Source organism: Streptomyces sp. NPDC045998, assembly GCF_056430285.1.
Genome location: NZ_JBWKLJ010000010.1, coordinates 124,432 through 139,899 on the forward strand (window position 1 = coordinate 124,432; position 15,468 = coordinate 139,899).

Genomic DNA, 15,468 nt, shown 5'->3' on the forward strand with positions numbered 1-15,468 from the left:
GGGCCGGGTCGGTCTCTCACCCCATGTGTGCACGGAAGGTACGCGCCTCTAACGCACCGTGAACCGGACGGCTTTCTCCAGGAACGGGATCTCCAGCCACGGGTTGGGCTGCGTCATCAGCGCCAGCAGCACGATCACCACGCCGAGCAGGCCGTACGTGACCATGTCGGTGAACCGCGACCGTACGGCGAGCATGCCGACGGACGGCACGGCGCGGCGCAGCGCGGCACCGGTGAGCAGGGCGAGGCCGATGAGGATGGCCCCGATCCGCGGTGCCTGCGGGAAGGGGTCGAGCCCGACGACGACCAGCCCGAGCGTGGCGACCCCGAGCACGGTCAGCAGCGGCCACTGCCGCGCGGGCGCGGGCGCGTCCCCGGGCGCCGCCCGCCCGCCGCCCTCGGGCCGCGCGGTGTCCCGCGTCATGGCGGGCGGCCGCCGCGTGTGCCGCGGCGCGGGCGCATCCTCCTGCGCGGTCCCGGCGCCCGTGCCGTCCTGCACCTGCGCCTGCGGGGCCTCGGACGTGGTGCCCGCGTCCGTGCTGCCCTTGCCGGTCCCGGCCTGCGGGCCCTCGGACGCGGTGCCTGCGTCGGTGCTGCCCTTGTCGGTCCCGGCCTGCGAGGCCTCGGACGCCGTGCCCACGTCCGTGCTGCCCCTGTCGGTCCCGGCCTGCGAGGCCTCGGACGCCGTGCCCACGTCGGTGCTGCCCCTGTCGGTCCCGGCCTGCGGGCCCTCGGACGCGGTGCCCGCGTCCGTGCTGCCCCTGTCGGTCCCGGCCTGCGGGGCTTCGGACGTGGTGCCCGCGTCCGTGCTGCCCTTGTCGGTCCCGGCCTGCGGGGCCTCGGGCGCGGTGCCTGCGTCGGTGCTGCCCTTGTCGGTCCCGGCCTGCGAGGCCTCGGCCGCCGTGCCCACGTCCGTGCTGCCCTTGTCGGTCCCGGCCTGCGGGCCCTCGGGTGCGGTGCCCGCGTCGGTGCTGCCCTTGTCGGTCCCGGCCTGCGGGGCCTCGGGCGCGGTGTCCGCGGCGTTGGCGGGCTGGTCCTGCGAGGCCTCGGGCGAGGCTCCAGCGGCGTTGTCGGCTTCGGCCTGCGAGGCCTCGGACGGAGCTCCTGCAGCCGGGCTGCTCTGCCCTTCCGGCGCCTCGGGCGCGGCATCTGCCGAGGGGCCGGGCTCGGCCTCGGGCGCGGTGCCTGCAGCCGGGGGCTTGCCGCCCGGCTGGGGCTCCTGTGCGGGGCTCGCGGGGCTGTCGGCGCCCGCGTCCGGGGGGACGCCGTCGGCGGCGCCGGGCGCGTGGCCGCCCTCGCCGGGGCCCGAGGCGCCGGCCGGCGCCTCGTCCTCGGCGGCTTCGCGCCCCGCGGGCCCGGGTGCCGTGGAGCCGCCGGCCGCGGCCGCATCGGTGCCGACCGGCGCCGCCTCGGCGGCAGCGGTCGCGGTCGCGGGGTCCTCGTTCGCCCGTACGCCCATGGGGTCGCCCTCTCCGGTCCGGCTCAGCTCGCGGTGGCGGCGGCGCGTTCCGCGGCCTCGACGACGTTGACCAGCAGCTGCGCCCGGGTCATCGGGCCCACGCCGCCCGGGTTCGGGGCGCGCCACCCGGCCACCTCGGCGACGCCGGGGTGAACGTCACCGACGATCTTGCCGCTCTCGTCGCGGCTGACGCCGACGTCCAGGACGGCGGCGCCCGGCTTGACGTCCTCGGGCTTGATCAGGTGCGGTACGCCCGCCGCGGCCACGATGATGTCGGCGCGGCGCAGGTGCGCGGCGAGGTCGCGCGTACCCGTGTGGCACTGCGTGACCGTGGCGTTCTCGGACTTGCGCGTGAGCAGCAGCGGCATCGGGCGCCCGATGGTCGTGCCGCGGCCGACGACGACGACCTCCGCGCCGCTGATCTCGACGCCGTGCGCGCGCAGCAGCGTGATGATGCCGTTCGGGGTGCAGGGCAGGGGGGCGGGCTCGTTCAGCACGAGGCGCCCGAGGTTCATCGGGTGGAGGCCGTCCGCGTCCTTGGACGGGTCCATGAGCTCGAGGATGCGGTTCTCGTCGATGCCCTTGGGGAGCGGCAGCTGCACGATGTACCCGGTGCAGTCGGGGTCCTCGTTCAGTTCGCGTACGACCGCCTCGATCTCGTCCTGCGTGGCGGTGGCGGGCAGTTCCCGCTGGATGGAGGCGATGCCGACCTCGGCGCAGTCGCGGTGCTTGCCCGCGACGTACTTCTGGCTGCCCGGGTCGTCGCCGACCAGGACGGTGCCGAGACCGGGCGTGATGCCCTTGGTCTTCAGGGCCGCCACACGGGCGGCCAGGTCGGACTTGATCGCTGCTGCGGTGGCCTTGCCATCGAGAATCTGGGCGGTCATGGCCCCATCCTCGCGGATGAACCCGCCCGGGTTCCAATTCGCGCACCCCGGTGGAACGCCAGGTTGCACTTGCACAACACGTACAGATTCCGACTGGACAAAAAGGAGATGGTACGACCACGATGATCCGCGCAGTGCCGCGGGCAGTGCCGGGGGGCCAAACCGCTCAATACATGTGAAAGTTCGTTCCTCCGCGCGGGCCGCGCCGTCCCCGCACCCATCCAACGGAGGAACACGCCATGAGTTTCGGCGACCCGAACAACCCCTACGGCCAGCCGCAGGGCCAGCCGCAGCAGCCCGGTTACGGCTACCCGCAGCAGGGCCAGCCCCAGCAGCCCGGCTACGGCTACCCGGCCGCCCCGCCGCCGGCCCCGGCGTACGGCGGCGGCTACGCCGGCGCGCCGCAGCAGATGCCGGGTGGCGTCAAGGCCGCGCAGGTCATGATGTGGGTGATCGCCGGTCTCCAGGTCGTGGGCATCATCCTGCTGGGCCTGGGCCTCGCCGCGGTGAACAAGCTCAAGGAAGACCAGCAGCTGCAGACGACCGAGGGCTTCGACGCCTTCGCCGACTTCTCCTCCGGTGTGCTCTACGCGCTCATCGCCCTCGCGGTGGTCTACCTCATCGCGTCGATCGCACTCGCGCTCCAGTGCGGCAAGGGCGGCAACGGCGCACGCGTCGGCATCATCGTGTACGCGTCGATCGGCCTCCTGCTGAGCATTTACCCGTTCTTCCCGCTCAGCATCGTCCACATCGTGCTGCTGATCCTCGTCATCGTCTTCGTCTCGAAGGCGGACGGTGCGGCGTGGTTCAAGCGCCCGCGGTACTAAGGCGACGCCGCACTCAGGCCGCGGCCCCACTGCTCGACAGCAGTGGGGCCGCGGCCTGTTTCATGCCGGAACAGGCCGCGAGCCCCGGCTGGGCCGGCAATCAGCAGCTGTAGTGCTTGATTCCCGAGAACATACCCGTGTAGGAGAGCTTCACCTCAATACAGCGGCCGTTGTTCTTGGCGTACTCCCAGGTGTTCTTGATTTTGGTGGCCACGGCCGTGGTAACCACAGCACAAGGGATTCCCGCCAGGCCGCCGATGGAGCACACGGTGGCTGCGCCGTTGAGGTAGGTCACCTTGCCGTAGAGGGCCTTTACTTCTTTCTTCGAGTAATTGATGTAAATACCTGCACCGAAGGAAATCTTGGGGTCAGCTACGACCGGGAACGCCGTATCCTGGTTCACTTCGACCGTCTGAACCAACGCGCCCGATTCGACCCTGTATTGAGTGGCAACCGGCTCGCCGAGTGCGTCCTTGGCCCAAGGCGCAGCGATCGCGCCGACGACGGTCGCGCCGCCGGCGTCCTGCTTCACCGCGAGGTAGCCGCCGCGGCCGTCCGGCTGGAGCTCGACACCGTCAGGCAGATCGAGGTCGAACCGGTGCTCCGTCGGGGCGCTGCTGTCCTTCAACGTGATCAGAGCCCGGGCGGATCCGTCCTGGGTGAGCTGGACCGCCAGATCGGTAGCCTCGGCCGAGTCCGGATACACGACGGTTCCGCTTTCGGACGCGATGCCCTTGACGCTCCTCGTCTCCGGCAGGCCAAGACTGAAGGAGCCACCGTCCGCGGTGGGCCCTTCTATGCGCCCCCCGGACTCCGCCGGGACCGTCACCTTGACTCCGTCACCAGCGGCCGTGCGGAGGGACACGAGGTCGTCCGTGCCGGTGGCTTGCTCGATCACCGCCGCCGCGCGCGCGGCTTCGTCAGCGGTTCCCGGTTGGGCCAAGGCCACGGGTGCCCCGGCGAGAAGGAGTGAGCCGACCGTGGCGGCTGCGACAAGGGCGCCGACAGCGCGAGACCTGTAATTCATTCTATCTCCCGTTTCCATGGCGAGACCACCTCTATTCAGCCAGGCAGGCTTGGACTTTTGGTCAGAAAGTCCCGAGCGATCTCGATCAATACTCTCGCATGCAGGCGCCACTGATTCCCATATCGTTGAGCTAGATTTGAGCTTCAGCGCACCAATGCGGCCCTGCTATGCCAGCAGGCGCGCGTGCCACAGAAAGGGGGAACCGTAACTACAGCCGCCAGGCCTCAATACAACGCGCCGATGCAGCGCACCCGTAAGCACGAAGGACGTTAATTCGCCAGTGGCGCATTAACGTCCTTCGTTTTTTGGGCGAATCACCCCGGCTAATGCCGGCGGGGGGCTCCGCCAGTTCGGCATCTAGTGGAAGAAGTGGCGCGTCCCCGTGAAGTACATCGTCACGCCCGCCTTCTTCGCCGCCTCGACGACCTGCTCGTCGCGGACCGAGCCGCCCGGCTGGACCACGGCCTTGACGCCGGCCGCGGTGAGGATCTCCAGGCCGTCGGGGAACGGGAAGAACGCGTCCGACGCGGCGTACGAGCCGCGTGCCCGCTCCTCGCCCGCGCGCTCGACGGCGAGCTTCGCGGAGTCGACGCGGTTGACCTGGCCCATGCCCACGCCGACGCTCGCGCCGTCCTTGGCGAGCAGGATGGCGTTGGACTTGACGGCGCGGCAGGCGCGCCAGGCGAAGGCCAGCTCGGCCAGCTCGTCGGCGGAGAGCGCCTCGCCGGTGGCGAGGCTCCAGTTGGCCGGGTCGTCGCCGTCCGCCTGGAGGCGGTCGGTGACCTGGAGCAGCGCGCCGCCGTCGATCGGCTTGACCTCGACCGGGGCGGACGGGGCGCCGGGGGCGCGCAGCACGCGGATGTTCTTCTTGCGGGCGAGCACCTCGACCGCGCCGTCCTCGTAGTCGGGCGCGACGATGACCTCGGTGAAGATCTCGGCGACCTGCTCCGCCATGGCCACGGAGACCGGGCGGTTGACGGCGATCACGCCGCCGAAGGCCGACAGCGGGTCGCACGCGTGCGCCTTGCGGTGCGCCTCGGCGACGTCCGCGCCGACCGCGATGCCGCAGGGGTTCGCGTGCTTGATGATCGCGACGCACGGCTCGGTGTGGTCGTACGCGGCCCGGCGCGCGGCGTCGGTGTCCGTGTAGTTGTTGTACGACATCTCCTTGCCGTGCAGCTGCTCCGCCTCGGCCAGCCCGCCGGTGCCGTCGACGTACAGCGCGGCGCCCTGGTGCGGGTTCTCGCCGTAGCGCAGGACGTTCTCGCGGGTGTACGTGGCGCCGAGGAAGTCGGGGAAACCACTGTCGTCCGCGGCGGCGTAGTCGTCGGCGAACCAGGAGGCGACGGCGACGTCGTACGCCGCGGTGTGCTGGAACGCCTCGGCGGCCAGGCGCTTGCGGGCGGCCATGTCGAAGCCGCCCGCCTGGACCGCGGCGAGGACGTCGCCGTAGCGCGCCGGGGAGGTGACGACGGCGACGGAGGGGTGGTTCTTGGCGGCGGCGCGGACCATGGAGGGGCCGCCGATGTCGATCTGCTCGACGCACTCGTCGGCCGTGGCGCCGGAGGCGACCGTCTCCCGGAACGGGTAGAGGTTCACGACGACCAGCTCGAACGGCTCCACGCCCAGCTCGGCGAGCTGCTCGCGGTGCGCGTCCAGGCGCAGGTCGGCGAGGATTCCGGCGTGCACGCGCGGGTGCAGGGTCTTGACGCGGCCGTCCAGGCACTCGGGGAAGCCGGTGAGCTCCTCGACCTTGGTGACCGGGACCCCGGCCGCGGCGATCTTCGCGGCGGTGGAGCCGGTGGAGACCAGCTCGACGCCGTTCTCGTGCAGCCCGCGGGCGAGCTCTTCCAGCCCCGTCTTGTCGTAGACACTGATCAACGCGCGACGGATGGGCTTATTCACCGACATGAACCTTTCGTCCCTCAATGCGGTAGCCGTGCCGGGCCAGACGCCCCACGACCTCGACGAGCAGCGTGCGCTCGACTTCCTTGATGCGCTCCTGGAGAGCGGCTTCGTCGTCCTCGTCCCGGACCTGGACCACACCCTGGGCGATGATCGGGCCGGTGTCGACGCCGTCGTCGACGAAGTGGACGGTGCATCCGGTGACCTTCACGCCGTGCGCGAGCGCGTCCCGCACTCCGTGGGCACCGGGAAAACTGGGCAGCAGGGCCGGGTGCGTGTTGACGATCCGCCCGCCGAACCGGGACAGGAACTCCTTGCCGAGGATCTTCATGAACCCGGCCGAGACGATCAGGTCCGGTGCGTACGCGGCGGTCGCCTCGGTGAGCGCGCGGTCCCAGTCCTCGCGCGAAGCGTGGTCCTTGACCCGGCACACGAACGTCGGCAGCCCGGCGCGCTCGGCCCGCTCCAGACCGGCGATGCCGTCGCGGTCGGCGCCGACGGCGACGATCTCGGCGCCGTACGCCTCGGGATCGTCACCGATGGCGTCGAGCAAGGCTTGCAGGTTCGTCCCCGACCCGGAGACCAGGACGACGAGGCGGGCGGCAGCCACGGGGGAAACTCCTTGTTTGTGTGGTCGTACGAATGAATCGCGCCCCTCGACACGGGGAACCCTACGAACGAGCCGACCGTCAGCAACGATACCGGCACACCGAGCCGCCCCCACGGGACGGGGGCGGAGCCGGGGGGTAGCGTCTGGGAGGGAGCCGTCCCGAACGGACGGACACGACAACACAAGGCCCTTTGCGCACACCGGGTCTGAGGGGAAGACGTTCACCACATGCCGGACCGCCACCGCCCGTCCACGGAGTCCACGTCCACGCCCGCGTCCACGCCCGGGTCGACGCCCGGGTCGGCGCCCGGGACCTCCGGGACGTCCGGGGACGAGAACAATCCGTTCGCGCCGCCCCCCGAGGGCCGGCCGGACCAGCCGTGGCAGCCGCGCCGCCCCGAGAACGGCGACGACGACTCGGGCGACGACCGGTCCGAGCGGCCCGCCTGGGGCAGCCAGTGGAGCCCGCGGCAGCCCGGCCGCTCCTCCGGCGGCTTCGGCAGCCGCCCGAACGGTGACCAGCAGGGCGGCGGCTCCGGCGGCGGCCCCGGCGGCACCCAGCAGGGCCCGGCCCTGCGCTGGGACCCGACGGACCCGGCCCAGCGGCGCGCCCGCTACGCGCTCCTGTCGGGCATGTGGGCGTTCTTCTTCGCGCTCTTCGACTTCCCGGAGATCGCCCTGCTGCTCGGCGCGCTGGCCCTCTACTGGGGCATCAGCTCCCTGCGCGCCAAGCCCGCCACGGCACCGGCCGCCTCCACCGAGGGCTCCCCCGCCCCGACGGCTCCCGCGCCCCCCGCCCCGGCTCCGGCTCCGGTCGCCGCTCCGGGAGCCCCGGCCGGCTCCGGAAGCCCGCGCCCCGGGACCCGCCCCCAGCGCACGGCCGCGCTCAGCGGCCTGGTGACGGCGGCGCTGGCCCTGGCGATCGTGGCGGCGACCTTCACGGTCCAGCTGGTCTACCGCGACTACTACAGCTGCGTGGACGACGCCCTGACGAAGACGGGCCAGCTCTCCTGCAACGAACTGCTGCCGACGCCGCTGCGCGACGTCTTCGGCGTACAGGAGTAGCCGGCTCGGCCCTCACGGCCTGACCGGCGGGTCCTCTTCCGGTGGGTCCTCTTCCGGCGGGACCTCCTCCGGCGGGTCCTCCTCCGTATCCGGCTCTTCGGTGTCGAGGGCGGTGTCAGGGGCCTGGGCGGTGACAGCCGGCGTCTCCCAGGCCGCCGGGAGCACCCCGTACGGCTCGGCAGCGTCCTCGTCCACCCGCTCCTGCTCGGCGGGCACGGACGCCGCCACCAGGGCAGGGGCCTGAGCCGGGGCGGGGAGAGGAACCGCGGGGGGTACGGCGGTGGCGCCCCGCAGACGCCAGGCACGTACCGCGAGCGCTCCCGGGACGCCGAGCAGCGCCGTCCACGCCAGGGCCGCCGCGCCCACGCGCCAGCCCACGGGCCCGAACTCCGCCAGCCGCCCCGCCCCCAGCGGCCCGCCCGCCGCCGCGCCGAGTACCGCCGCGCCCGCGCCGCACAGCGCCGCCGCCGCGCACGCCGCCAGCACCGTGTCCCGTACGCTCCGTACCGACTCCGCCCGCCCCGCGAACCAGGCGACCACCAGGCCCGCCACCACCGGCACCGCCGCGGCCGCCCAGTGCGGCCAGGTTCCGCGCCCCTCCCCCGGTACCGCGGCGAGAAGGGGGAAGAGCGGCACCGCCGGGTCGCCGGTGAGCGCGAACGGCGTGGCCACCGCGCCCGTGCCGAGGGCGAAGCCCGCGCCGAGCGCGTACGCCGAGCCCCACACCGCCGCGTTGGGCAGGAGCGCGACGGCCAGGACCAGCACCCCCGTCCGCCCGGCCCACGTGTCGGACAGGCCCACGAACCCGTCCCGCACGGCGCCCAGGTGCCACACCAGCGACACCGCCACCACGAGCGCTCCGCCGCCCACCAGCGTCACCAGACCGGCCGCGGCGGCGCGTGCCGCGACACCCGTCCGCGAGCGGGCCAGCTCCACGCGCAGCCACTGCGGGAGCCAACGCGGCAGCGGCCCGGCCGGGCGGCCGTTCGCCGTCCACACCCCGGCCGCCGCCGCGAGCGCGACGAGCGGCGGCAGGTGCAGCGCCGCGCTGAGCGGCTGCGGGGCCAGCGGGCCGCCGAGCGCGTACGCCACGGCGCCCGCGCCGACGACCGCGTACCCCGCGGTCACCCCGCCGACGACGCTCAACGCCGGTCCGGGCGCCACATCGCGCGTGGTGCGGTACGCCAGCCAGCCCGGCAGCGCGAGCAGCAGCAGCGGTACGACGCCGACGGGCGCCGGCGCCCCGGCCGGTGGCGCTCCGGCCTCCCGCACCAGCTCCGTCCCATGGGCCAGCAGCCACACCGCGGCGGCGACGTGCAACGCCCCGTCCGGGCCCCGGTCCGGGTAGGGCGAGCTGATCCACATCACCATCACCAGGACGGTGACGGAGCCGAGCCCGAGCCCTGCGGCGAGCGCGCCGCGCACACCGCTCACGGTGATCCTGGTCATGGCCGTCACGGCCGTCGCGCGAGTCACGGCGCCATGCTGCCAACGACACGCGCTTTCTCTGCGTAACGGGAGATTGCCCGCTGTGTCGCTCAATATACGGTTATGTACTTTTTCGTCGCGTGCAGCGCCGCGGGGAGCCTCCCATGACCCAGAGCACCACGACCCGCTCCGCGCCGCCGCTCCCGTCCCCCAAGGAGCGGCGACGACTGCGTGAGGCGAGATCGTTGAGCGAGAGCCAGGTCGCCGAGGTCCTCGGGGTCACCAAGGCGACCGTGCGTTCCTGGGAGACGGGGCGGTCGAGCCCGCGCGGGCGCAAGCGCGAGGCGTACGTGAAGCTGCTGCGCGCGCACGAGGCCGCCACGGCGGGGGCGAAGCCGGCCAACAAGTCGGCGAAGTCCGCCGCGAAGGGCCAGACCCGGCCGCGCACCTCCCAGCAGGCGCCACGGGCCGAGCGCCGGCGTCCGCAGAGCACCACGGCGCCCGACGCCTCACGCGCGCAGAGGCCGGAACCGGAGCCCGAGCCTGAGGAGCCGGAGGAGGCGGAGGAGGCACGGGCGTCGCAGGAGCCCCAGGAGCCCCAGAAGGCACAGGAGCCGGCGCCTGCGAAGGAAGCCCCGGAAGCAGCCGCGGCGCCGCAGAGCGCGGAGAAATCCGGTCCCGTCGCCCTCGACGCCGCCGACGCCGCCGACGCCTCCGAGACGTCCGCGACATCCGAGGCGGAGAAGTCGGAGGTGGCGGAGGAGGCGGAGGAGACTCCGGAGGCGTGCGAGACGTCCGAGACCTCCGAGGCACCCGAGACGTCCGAGGCGCCCGCCACCGCCTCCGACGCCTTCGACGCGCTGTACGCCTGCGCCGCCCCCGCCGTCCTCCAGCAGGCATACCTGCTCACCGGGCGGCGCCGGCTGGCGCGCGAGGCCGTCGAGTACGCCTTCCACCTCGCCTGGGAGCGCTGGCCGGAGGTCGCCGTCGACCCTGACCCCGCCGGGTGGGTGCGCGCGGCGGCGCACGCGTACGCCCTCTCCCCCTGGCACCGGCTGCGCCCCACCCACCGGCACCCCGACCCGCCGACCACCGACCGCGCCGCCCGGGCGCTGCGCGGCGCGGTGCTCGACCTGCCGCCGCCGTACCGCCGCGCCCTGCTGCTCTACGACGGCCTCGGCATGGACCTGCCCGAGACCGCCGCCGAGCTGGAGGCGAGCACCCCGGCCGCCGCGCACCGCATCCTGGGTGCGCGGGAAGCCGTCGCCGAGCGGCTGCCCGAGCTGGCCGACCCGGACGCGCTCCACGAACGCCTCGCGGAGCTGCTCGCCAAGGGCCCGACCATGGTGCTGGCCCTGCCCCGCGCCGTCCGTACGGGCAGCGAGCGCCGCGCCAGGACCTGGACGCGGGCGGCCATCGGCCTGACCACGCTCATCGTCGGCGCGACCGCGTTCACGCTGGCCACGGCGCCGACCGCGTACGAGCCGCCGCTCGCGCCGGGCGAGGCGATCGCCGGCGTACCGGTGCTGAGCGGACCGCAGCGGCTGACCCCGGAGGACGAGGAGCTGCGCGACGCGCTGCGCGGCCTGCCATTCGCCGGTCCGCCACGGCTCCTCCCGGACCCTCGCTGAACACGCGGATGGGCCCGCCCCCGGAGATCCGGGAGCGGGCCCATCCGCTGTGCGGCAGTGCGGTACAGCCTGTTCAGAGGCTGTTCAGCTGTTCAGGCAGGTCAGCCGGCGAGGATGGCGCGCGCCAGCTTGGCCGTCTCGGTCGGGGTCTTGCCGACCTTGACGCCCGCGGCCTCGAGGGCCTCCTTCTTCGCCTGCGCGGTGCCGGACGAGCCGGACACGATCGCACCGGCGTGGCCCATCGTCTTGCCCTCGGGGGCGGTGAAGCCCGCGACGTAGCCGACGACCGGCTTGGTGACGTTGGCCTTGATGAAGTCGGCCGCCCGCTCCTCCGCGTCGCCGCCGATCTCACCGATCATCACGATCAGCTCGGTCTCGGGGTCGGCCTCGAAGGCCGCGAGCGCGTCGATGTGGGTGGTGCCGATGACCGGGTCGCCGCCGATGCCGACGCACGACGTGAAGCCGATGTCGCGCAGCTCGTACATCATCTGGTACGTCAGCGTGCCGGACTTGGACACCAGGCCGATCTTGCCGGGCTTGGTGATGTCGCCGGGGATGATGCCCGCGTTGGACTGGCCCGGCGTGATGAGGCCGGGGCAGTTCGGGCCGATGATCCGGGTCTTGTTGCCCTTCTCGACGGCGTACGCGTAGAAGGCGGCGGAGTCGTGGACCGCGATGCCCTCGGTGATGACGACGGCCAGCGGGATCTCGGCGTCGATGGCCTCGACGACGGCGGACTTGGCGAAGGCCGGCGGGACGAAGAGGACGGAGACGTCGGCCCCGGTCTTCTCCATCGCCTCGGCGACCGTGCCGAACACGGGTACCTCGGTGCCGTCGAAGTCGACGGTCGTGCCCGCCTTGCGGGGGTTCACGCCACCGACGATGTTGGTGCCGTCACCCAGCATGAGCTTGGTGTGCTTCATGCCCGTGGCACCGGTCATGCCCTGGACGATGACCTTGCTTTCCTTGGTCAGGAAGATAGCCATGGTGTTTCTGACCTCGTCCCTTACTTCGCAGCCGCGAGCTCGGCGGCCTTGTCGGCCGCGCCGTCCATGGTGTCCACGCGCTGCACGAGCGGGTGGTTGGCGTCCGACAGGATCTTGCGACCCAGCTCCGCGTTGTTGCCGTCGAGGCGCACGACCAGCGGCTTGGTGACTTCCTCGCCCTTGTCGGCGAGCAGCTGCAGCGCCTGGACGATGCCGTTGGCGACCTCGTCGCAGGCGGTGATGCCACCGAAGACGTTGACGAAGACGGACTTGACGTCCGGGTCGCCGAGGATGATCTCCAGGCCGTTCGCCATCACCTGGGCGGACGCGCCGCCGCCGATGTCGAGGAAGTTGGCGGGCTTGACGCCGCCGTGCGCCTCACCGGCGTACGCGACGACGTCGAGCGTCGACATGACCAGGCCGGCGCCGTTGCCGATGATGCCGACCTCGCCGTCCAGCTTGACGTAGTTGAGGCCCTTGGCCTTGGCGGCAGCCTCGAGCGGGTTGGCTGCGGCCTTGTCCTCGAGCTCGGCGTGCTCGGGGTGGCGGAAGTCGGCGTTGGCGTCCAGGGACACCTTGCCGTCGAGGGCGATGACCCGGCCGTCGGCGACCTTGGCCAGCGGGTTGACCTCGACGAGGAGCGCGTCCTCGGCGACGAAGGTCTTCCACAGGGTCACGAGGATCTCGGCGACCTGGTCCTTGACCTCGGCCGGGAACTTCGCGGCCTCGACGATCTCGCGGGCCTTGGCCTCGGTGACGCCCTCGTTGGCGTCGACCGGGATCTTCGCCAGGGCCTCGGGCTTGGTGGCCGCGACTTCCTCGATGTCCATGCCGCCCTCGACGGAGGCCATGGCGAGGAAGGTGCGGTTGGTGCGGTCGAGGAGGTACGAGACGTAGTACTCCTCGGCGATCTCGGGTGCCGTCTCGGCGATCATCACCTTGTGGACCGTGTGGCCCTTGATGTCCATGCCGAGAATGTCCGTCGCGCGGGCGACGGCCTCGTCGGGGCTGGCGGCCAGCTTGACGCCGCCGGCCTTGCCGCGGCCGCCGACCTTCACCTGCGCCTTGACGACCGAACGGCCGCCCAGTCGCTCGGTCGCCTCGCGCGCCGCCTCAGGCGTGTCGATGACTTCACCGGCCAGCACCGGTACACCGTGCTTGGCGAAGAGGTCCCTCGCCTGGTACTCGAACAGGTCCACGCGCGTCCGTCCCTTTTCTGGTGATCGCGGTTCGTTGTCTGCGTGGGCGTGCCGCGCGCCCGGACCGGGCGGAGGGCAACGTGACTGCGCTGTCACAAGGGAGGCGTACACGGTGTCCGTGGACGCGGCATGTCCGTCTCGCAGGTTATCCCCGTAGGACCTGGGTCCCTAAATCACAGGTCACACCCGCGCGGTGATACCTGTCACAGGCACAGACCTCAAACGGGCGGCCTCACGGGTTGTGAGACCGCCCGTAGCTACGGATTTCGTAGCGGACCAGACGTGGTGAACCGGCCCGGTGGTCCGGCTCGGTGATCCGGCCCGGTGGTCCGGCCCGGTGACCCGGTCCGGTGATCAGCCGCCGTAGGGGAGGTAGTCCGGGGTGACCGACTGGACGGTGGACTGGACGCCGGTGACCGCGTTGGCGGAGAGCGGCTGGACGTCGGCGGTGACGTGCGAGACGACGGACTGCCCGAACGTCTGCGCGTCGCCGGTGACGCCCTGCGTGAACGGCTGCACCTCGCCCGTCACCCCGTACGCCAGACCGGTCGCGCTGCCGCCGACGCCGTCGACCACCGGCTGGACGTGGTCGGAGACGGTGTCGACGACCGCCTGGACGAACGGCTGCACGGCACCCGTCACCCCGTACGCGAACGGTTGGACCTCGCCCGTCACGCCGTACGCCAGCGGCGGGACGTCCGCGACGACACCGCCAGCGAAGGGCTGCACGCCGGAGACGACGCCCTGGGCGAGGGTGCCGGCGTCACCGACGGCCTGGCCCGCGACCGGGACGGCTCCGTCGACGGCGCGGTCGGCGATGGGCGGCAGGACGTCCTGGGCGACACCGTCGAGGATCGGGGTCGCGGTGCCGACCGGATCGCCGTGGACCTCGTGGGCGAAGGAGGCGAGGGGGCCGAAGAGGTAGTCGATCTCGCCCGTGGCGGTGTCGACGGTGGTGTCCACGGCCGGGGTGACGGCGCCCTGCACCTGCTGGACCTCGGCCTGGACGTCCTGGGTGACGCCCTGGACGTTCTGGACGGTGGGGGTGGTGGCCGACGCGACGGTGTTCACATCGGTCTTGGCGTCCTGCGTGACGTCCTGGACCGTGTCCTGGGCGGTGTCCTCCACCGCGTCGACGACCTTGTCCGGGGTCGACAGCGGCACGGAGACGTTGACCTCGGCCGCGCTGGCGGCCGCGGTGCCGATGGCCCACATGCCGGTGGCGGTGGCGGCGACGGCTATGGAACGGCGGATGTTCTTGTTCATGGGGTGCGTCGGTTCCTTCGAATTCCGTGTGTGGTGTCACCGATGGGGTGACGGCGGGCAGACCTGTCCCGCCCCCGCGCGGCAGGTCTTGGGCGTCCTGGACGGGGGACGGTCTGCCCTAGCCGGGGAATTCGAGGATGTCGTGCGGTCGGTCGTGGACCGGGGCGACGGTCGCCGGCAGTCCGGCGCCGCGTACGGGCCCGGGGTACGGGACCGACGCCGACTGCGCGGCGTGCTGGTCGGCGCCGCGCGGCGAACCGCTGTCACCGGCGCCGACACCGGCGGTCGGGAGGCACACACCGCCGGAGCACGGCTCCGGGGCGGTGGGCGGCGCCGCGGGAAGCGCGACGGCGGTGGCGGGCGTGGCGGGTGTGGTGGGTGTGGCGGCCCGGTGGCCCTCGCCGTACCCGGGTATGCGCTCGCCGCTCGCCGGGGTGGCGCTGTCCGCGTGCGAGGCGGCCGGGGCCGCGGAGCCCGTACGGGCGCCGGTGCCGGTCGTGGTGGTCGCGGTTCCGGCGACGGGTGGGGCTCCGGGGCTTCCGGCCTCCGCGGGTGCCGGGGCCTGCGGCAGCTCGGGCGCCACCGGGAGGCCGGGCAGGCCGGGCGCCGAGGGGCGCTCGACGGGACCCGGCGGAAGGGTTCCGGTGAGACCCGAGCCGAGGTCCCGCACCGCACCGGCGGCGACGGCGACGGCCCCGCCAACGGGCTCGACGGCTTGGGCCGCGTCGGCCACGTCGGCGGCGTCGGGGGCTTCGGCGGCTTCGGCGGCTTCGGCGGCTTCGGCGGCTACGCCCGTACGGTCGGCGGCCTCGCGGACGGCTTCCGTGGCGCGGGGCGCGGCGGCCCCCGGCTCGGCGGCGCGGAGCCGCTCGGCGGGGACCTGCATGACGTGCGTGGCCTGCGTGACCTGTGTGCCCGGCGCCGCGCCCGGCGTGGGGTCCGCCGCGTACGCCTGTCCGCCGCAGAGGAAGCCCAGGGCGAGCAGGCCGCCGAGGAACAGCGCGGCGGTCAGCGCCCGCGCGCCGAGCGTGCGGTGCCGCGGCGCGTGCCGCCGGGCCGCTCCGCGCACCAGGCGCAGGGCGGCAACCGGCACGGCTGCTGCGGCGGTCACGGCGTTCGGAGTCCTTCCAGGGCGGCGGAAGTCGAGGTTCGGACTCCGCATACGGCGCGCTGATGCTT

The 15,468-nt window shown here is 73.1% G+C and carries 13 protein-coding genes; 3 read left to right on the forward strand and 10 right to left on the reverse strand.

Going from position 1 to position 15,468, the window contains the following annotated elements:
* Positions 1-48: 48 nt before the first annotated feature.
* Complete coding sequence (locus tag AC07FJ_RS27355) at positions 49-1,458, reverse strand: DUF3017 domain-containing protein (RefSeq protein ID WP_479051973.1); 1,410 nt, start codon at positions 1,456-1,458, stop codon at positions 49-51.
* Positions 1,459-1,481: 23 nt separating this feature from the next.
* A complete protein-coding gene (locus tag AC07FJ_RS27360; RefSeq protein ID WP_479051974.1) occupies positions 1,482-2,345 on the reverse strand; it encodes a bifunctional methylenetetrahydrofolate dehydrogenase/methenyltetrahydrofolate cyclohydrolase in 864 nt (287 codons plus the stop codon).
* A gap of 239 nt (positions 2,346-2,584) precedes the next feature.
* Here AC07FJ_RS27360 and AC07FJ_RS27365 point away from each other — a divergent pair, with 239 nt between their 5' ends.
* On the forward strand, positions 2,585-3,172 hold the full coding sequence (locus AC07FJ_RS27365) for a hypothetical protein (RefSeq protein ID WP_479051975.1): 588 nt from the start codon (positions 2,585-2,587) through the stop codon (positions 3,170-3,172).
* 100 nt (positions 3,173-3,272) lie between these two features.
* Here the strand turns inward: AC07FJ_RS27365 and AC07FJ_RS27370 are convergent, their stop codons facing one another.
* From AC07FJ_RS27370 to purN, 3 genes are all read right to left on the reverse strand, one after another.
* On the reverse strand, positions 3,273-4,217 hold the full coding sequence (locus tag AC07FJ_RS27370; RefSeq protein WP_479051976.1) for a hypothetical protein: 945 nt from the start codon (positions 4,215-4,217) through the stop codon (positions 3,273-3,275).
* A gap of 339 nt (positions 4,218-4,556) precedes the next feature.
* Positions 4,557-6,110 carry a bifunctional phosphoribosylaminoimidazolecarboxamide formyltransferase/IMP cyclohydrolase gene (gene purH / locus AC07FJ_RS27375; RefSeq protein ID WP_479051977.1) on the reverse strand — a complete coding sequence of 518 codons (1,554 nt, stop codon included), beginning with the start codon at positions 6,108-6,110 and terminating at the stop codon, positions 4,557-4,559.
* Positions 6,097-6,714: a phosphoribosylglycinamide formyltransferase gene (purN, locus tag AC07FJ_RS27380; RefSeq protein WP_479051978.1), complete on the reverse strand. Its 618-nt coding sequence runs from the start codon at positions 6,712-6,714 to the stop codon at positions 6,097-6,099. The genes purH and purN overlap by 14 nt, the downstream gene beginning before the upstream one ends.
* A gap of 228 nt (positions 6,715-6,942) precedes the next feature.
* On the opposite strand from purN, the gene AC07FJ_RS27385 reads away from it, so the two are divergent.
* Entirely contained in the window at positions 6,943-7,779 is an 837-nt protein-coding gene (locus tag AC07FJ_RS27385) for a hypothetical protein (protein ID WP_479051979.1), read from the forward strand.
* A gap of 12 nt (positions 7,780-7,791) precedes the next feature.
* On the opposite strand, the gene AC07FJ_RS27390 is transcribed toward AC07FJ_RS27385, so the two are convergent.
* Entirely contained in the window at positions 7,792-9,255 is a 1,464-nt protein-coding gene (locus AC07FJ_RS27390) for a cell division protein PerM (RefSeq protein ID WP_479051980.1), read from the reverse strand.
* Positions 9,256-9,371: 116 nt separating this feature from the next.
* Between AC07FJ_RS27390 and AC07FJ_RS27395 the strand changes: the two genes are divergently transcribed.
* Entirely contained in the window at positions 9,372-10,838 is a 1,467-nt protein-coding gene (locus AC07FJ_RS27395) for a helix-turn-helix domain-containing protein (protein ID WP_479051981.1), read from the forward strand.
* Positions 10,839-10,939: 101 nt separating this feature from the next.
* Here AC07FJ_RS27395 and sucD read toward each other — a convergent pair whose 3' ends face one another.
* The 4 genes from sucD to AC07FJ_RS27415 all read right to left on the reverse strand — a co-directional run bounded on the left by sucD (position 10,940) and on the right by AC07FJ_RS27415 (position 15,400).
* Positions 10,940-11,824 carry a succinate--CoA ligase subunit alpha gene (sucD, locus tag AC07FJ_RS27400; RefSeq protein WP_361421115.1) on the reverse strand — a complete coding sequence of 295 codons (885 nt, stop codon included), beginning with the start codon at positions 11,822-11,824 and terminating at the stop codon, positions 10,940-10,942.
* Between the two features lie 20 nt (positions 11,825-11,844).
* On the reverse strand, positions 11,845-13,023 hold the full coding sequence (gene sucC / locus AC07FJ_RS27405) for an ADP-forming succinate--CoA ligase subunit beta (RefSeq protein ID WP_361421118.1): 1,179 nt from the start codon (positions 13,021-13,023) through the stop codon (positions 11,845-11,847).
* Positions 13,024-13,377: 354 nt separating this feature from the next.
* A complete protein-coding gene (locus AC07FJ_RS27410; protein ID WP_479051982.1) occupies positions 13,378-14,289 on the reverse strand; it encodes a hypothetical protein in 912 nt (303 codons plus the stop codon).
* Positions 14,290-14,407: 118 nt separating this feature from the next.
* Entirely contained in the window at positions 14,408-15,400 is a 993-nt protein-coding gene (locus AC07FJ_RS27415; RefSeq protein WP_479051983.1) for a hypothetical protein, read from the reverse strand.
* Positions 15,401-15,468 lie beyond the last annotated feature (68 nt).

Bases quoted from the DNA above. Each gene is read 5' to 3' on its own strand.
- AC07FJ_RS27365 (WP_479051975.1), top strand. From the start codon at position 2,585: ATGAGTTTCGGCGACCCGAACAACCCCTACGGCCAGCCGCAGGGCCAG.
- AC07FJ_RS27385 (WP_479051979.1), top strand. From the start codon at position 6,943: ATGCCGGACCGCCACCGCCCGTCCACGGAGTCCACGTCCACGCCCGCG.
- AC07FJ_RS27360 (WP_479051974.1), bottom strand. From the start codon at position 2,345: ATGACCGCCCAGATTCTCGATGGCAAGGCCACCGCAGCAGCGATCAAG.
- AC07FJ_RS27410 (WP_479051982.1), bottom strand. From the start codon at position 14,289: ATGAACAAGAACATCCGCCGTTCCATAGCCGTCGCCGCCACCGCCACC.
- sucD (WP_361421115.1), bottom strand. From the start codon at position 11,824: ATGGCTATCTTCCTGACCAAGGAAAGCAAGGTCATCGTCCAGGGCATG.
- purH (WP_479051977.1), bottom strand. From the start codon at position 6,110: ATGTCGGTGAATAAGCCCATCCGTCGCGCGTTGATCAGTGTCTACGAC.
- AC07FJ_RS27370 (WP_479051976.1), bottom strand. From the start codon at position 4,217: ATGGAAACGGGAGATAGAATGAATTACAGGTCTCGCGCTGTCGGCGCC.
- AC07FJ_RS27395 (WP_479051981.1), top strand. From the start codon at position 9,372: ATGACCCAGAGCACCACGACCCGCTCCGCGCCGCCGCTCCCGTCCCCC.
- AC07FJ_RS27355 (WP_479051973.1), bottom strand. From the start codon at position 1,458: ATGGGCGTACGGGCGAACGAGGACCCCGCGACCGCGACCGCTGCCGCC.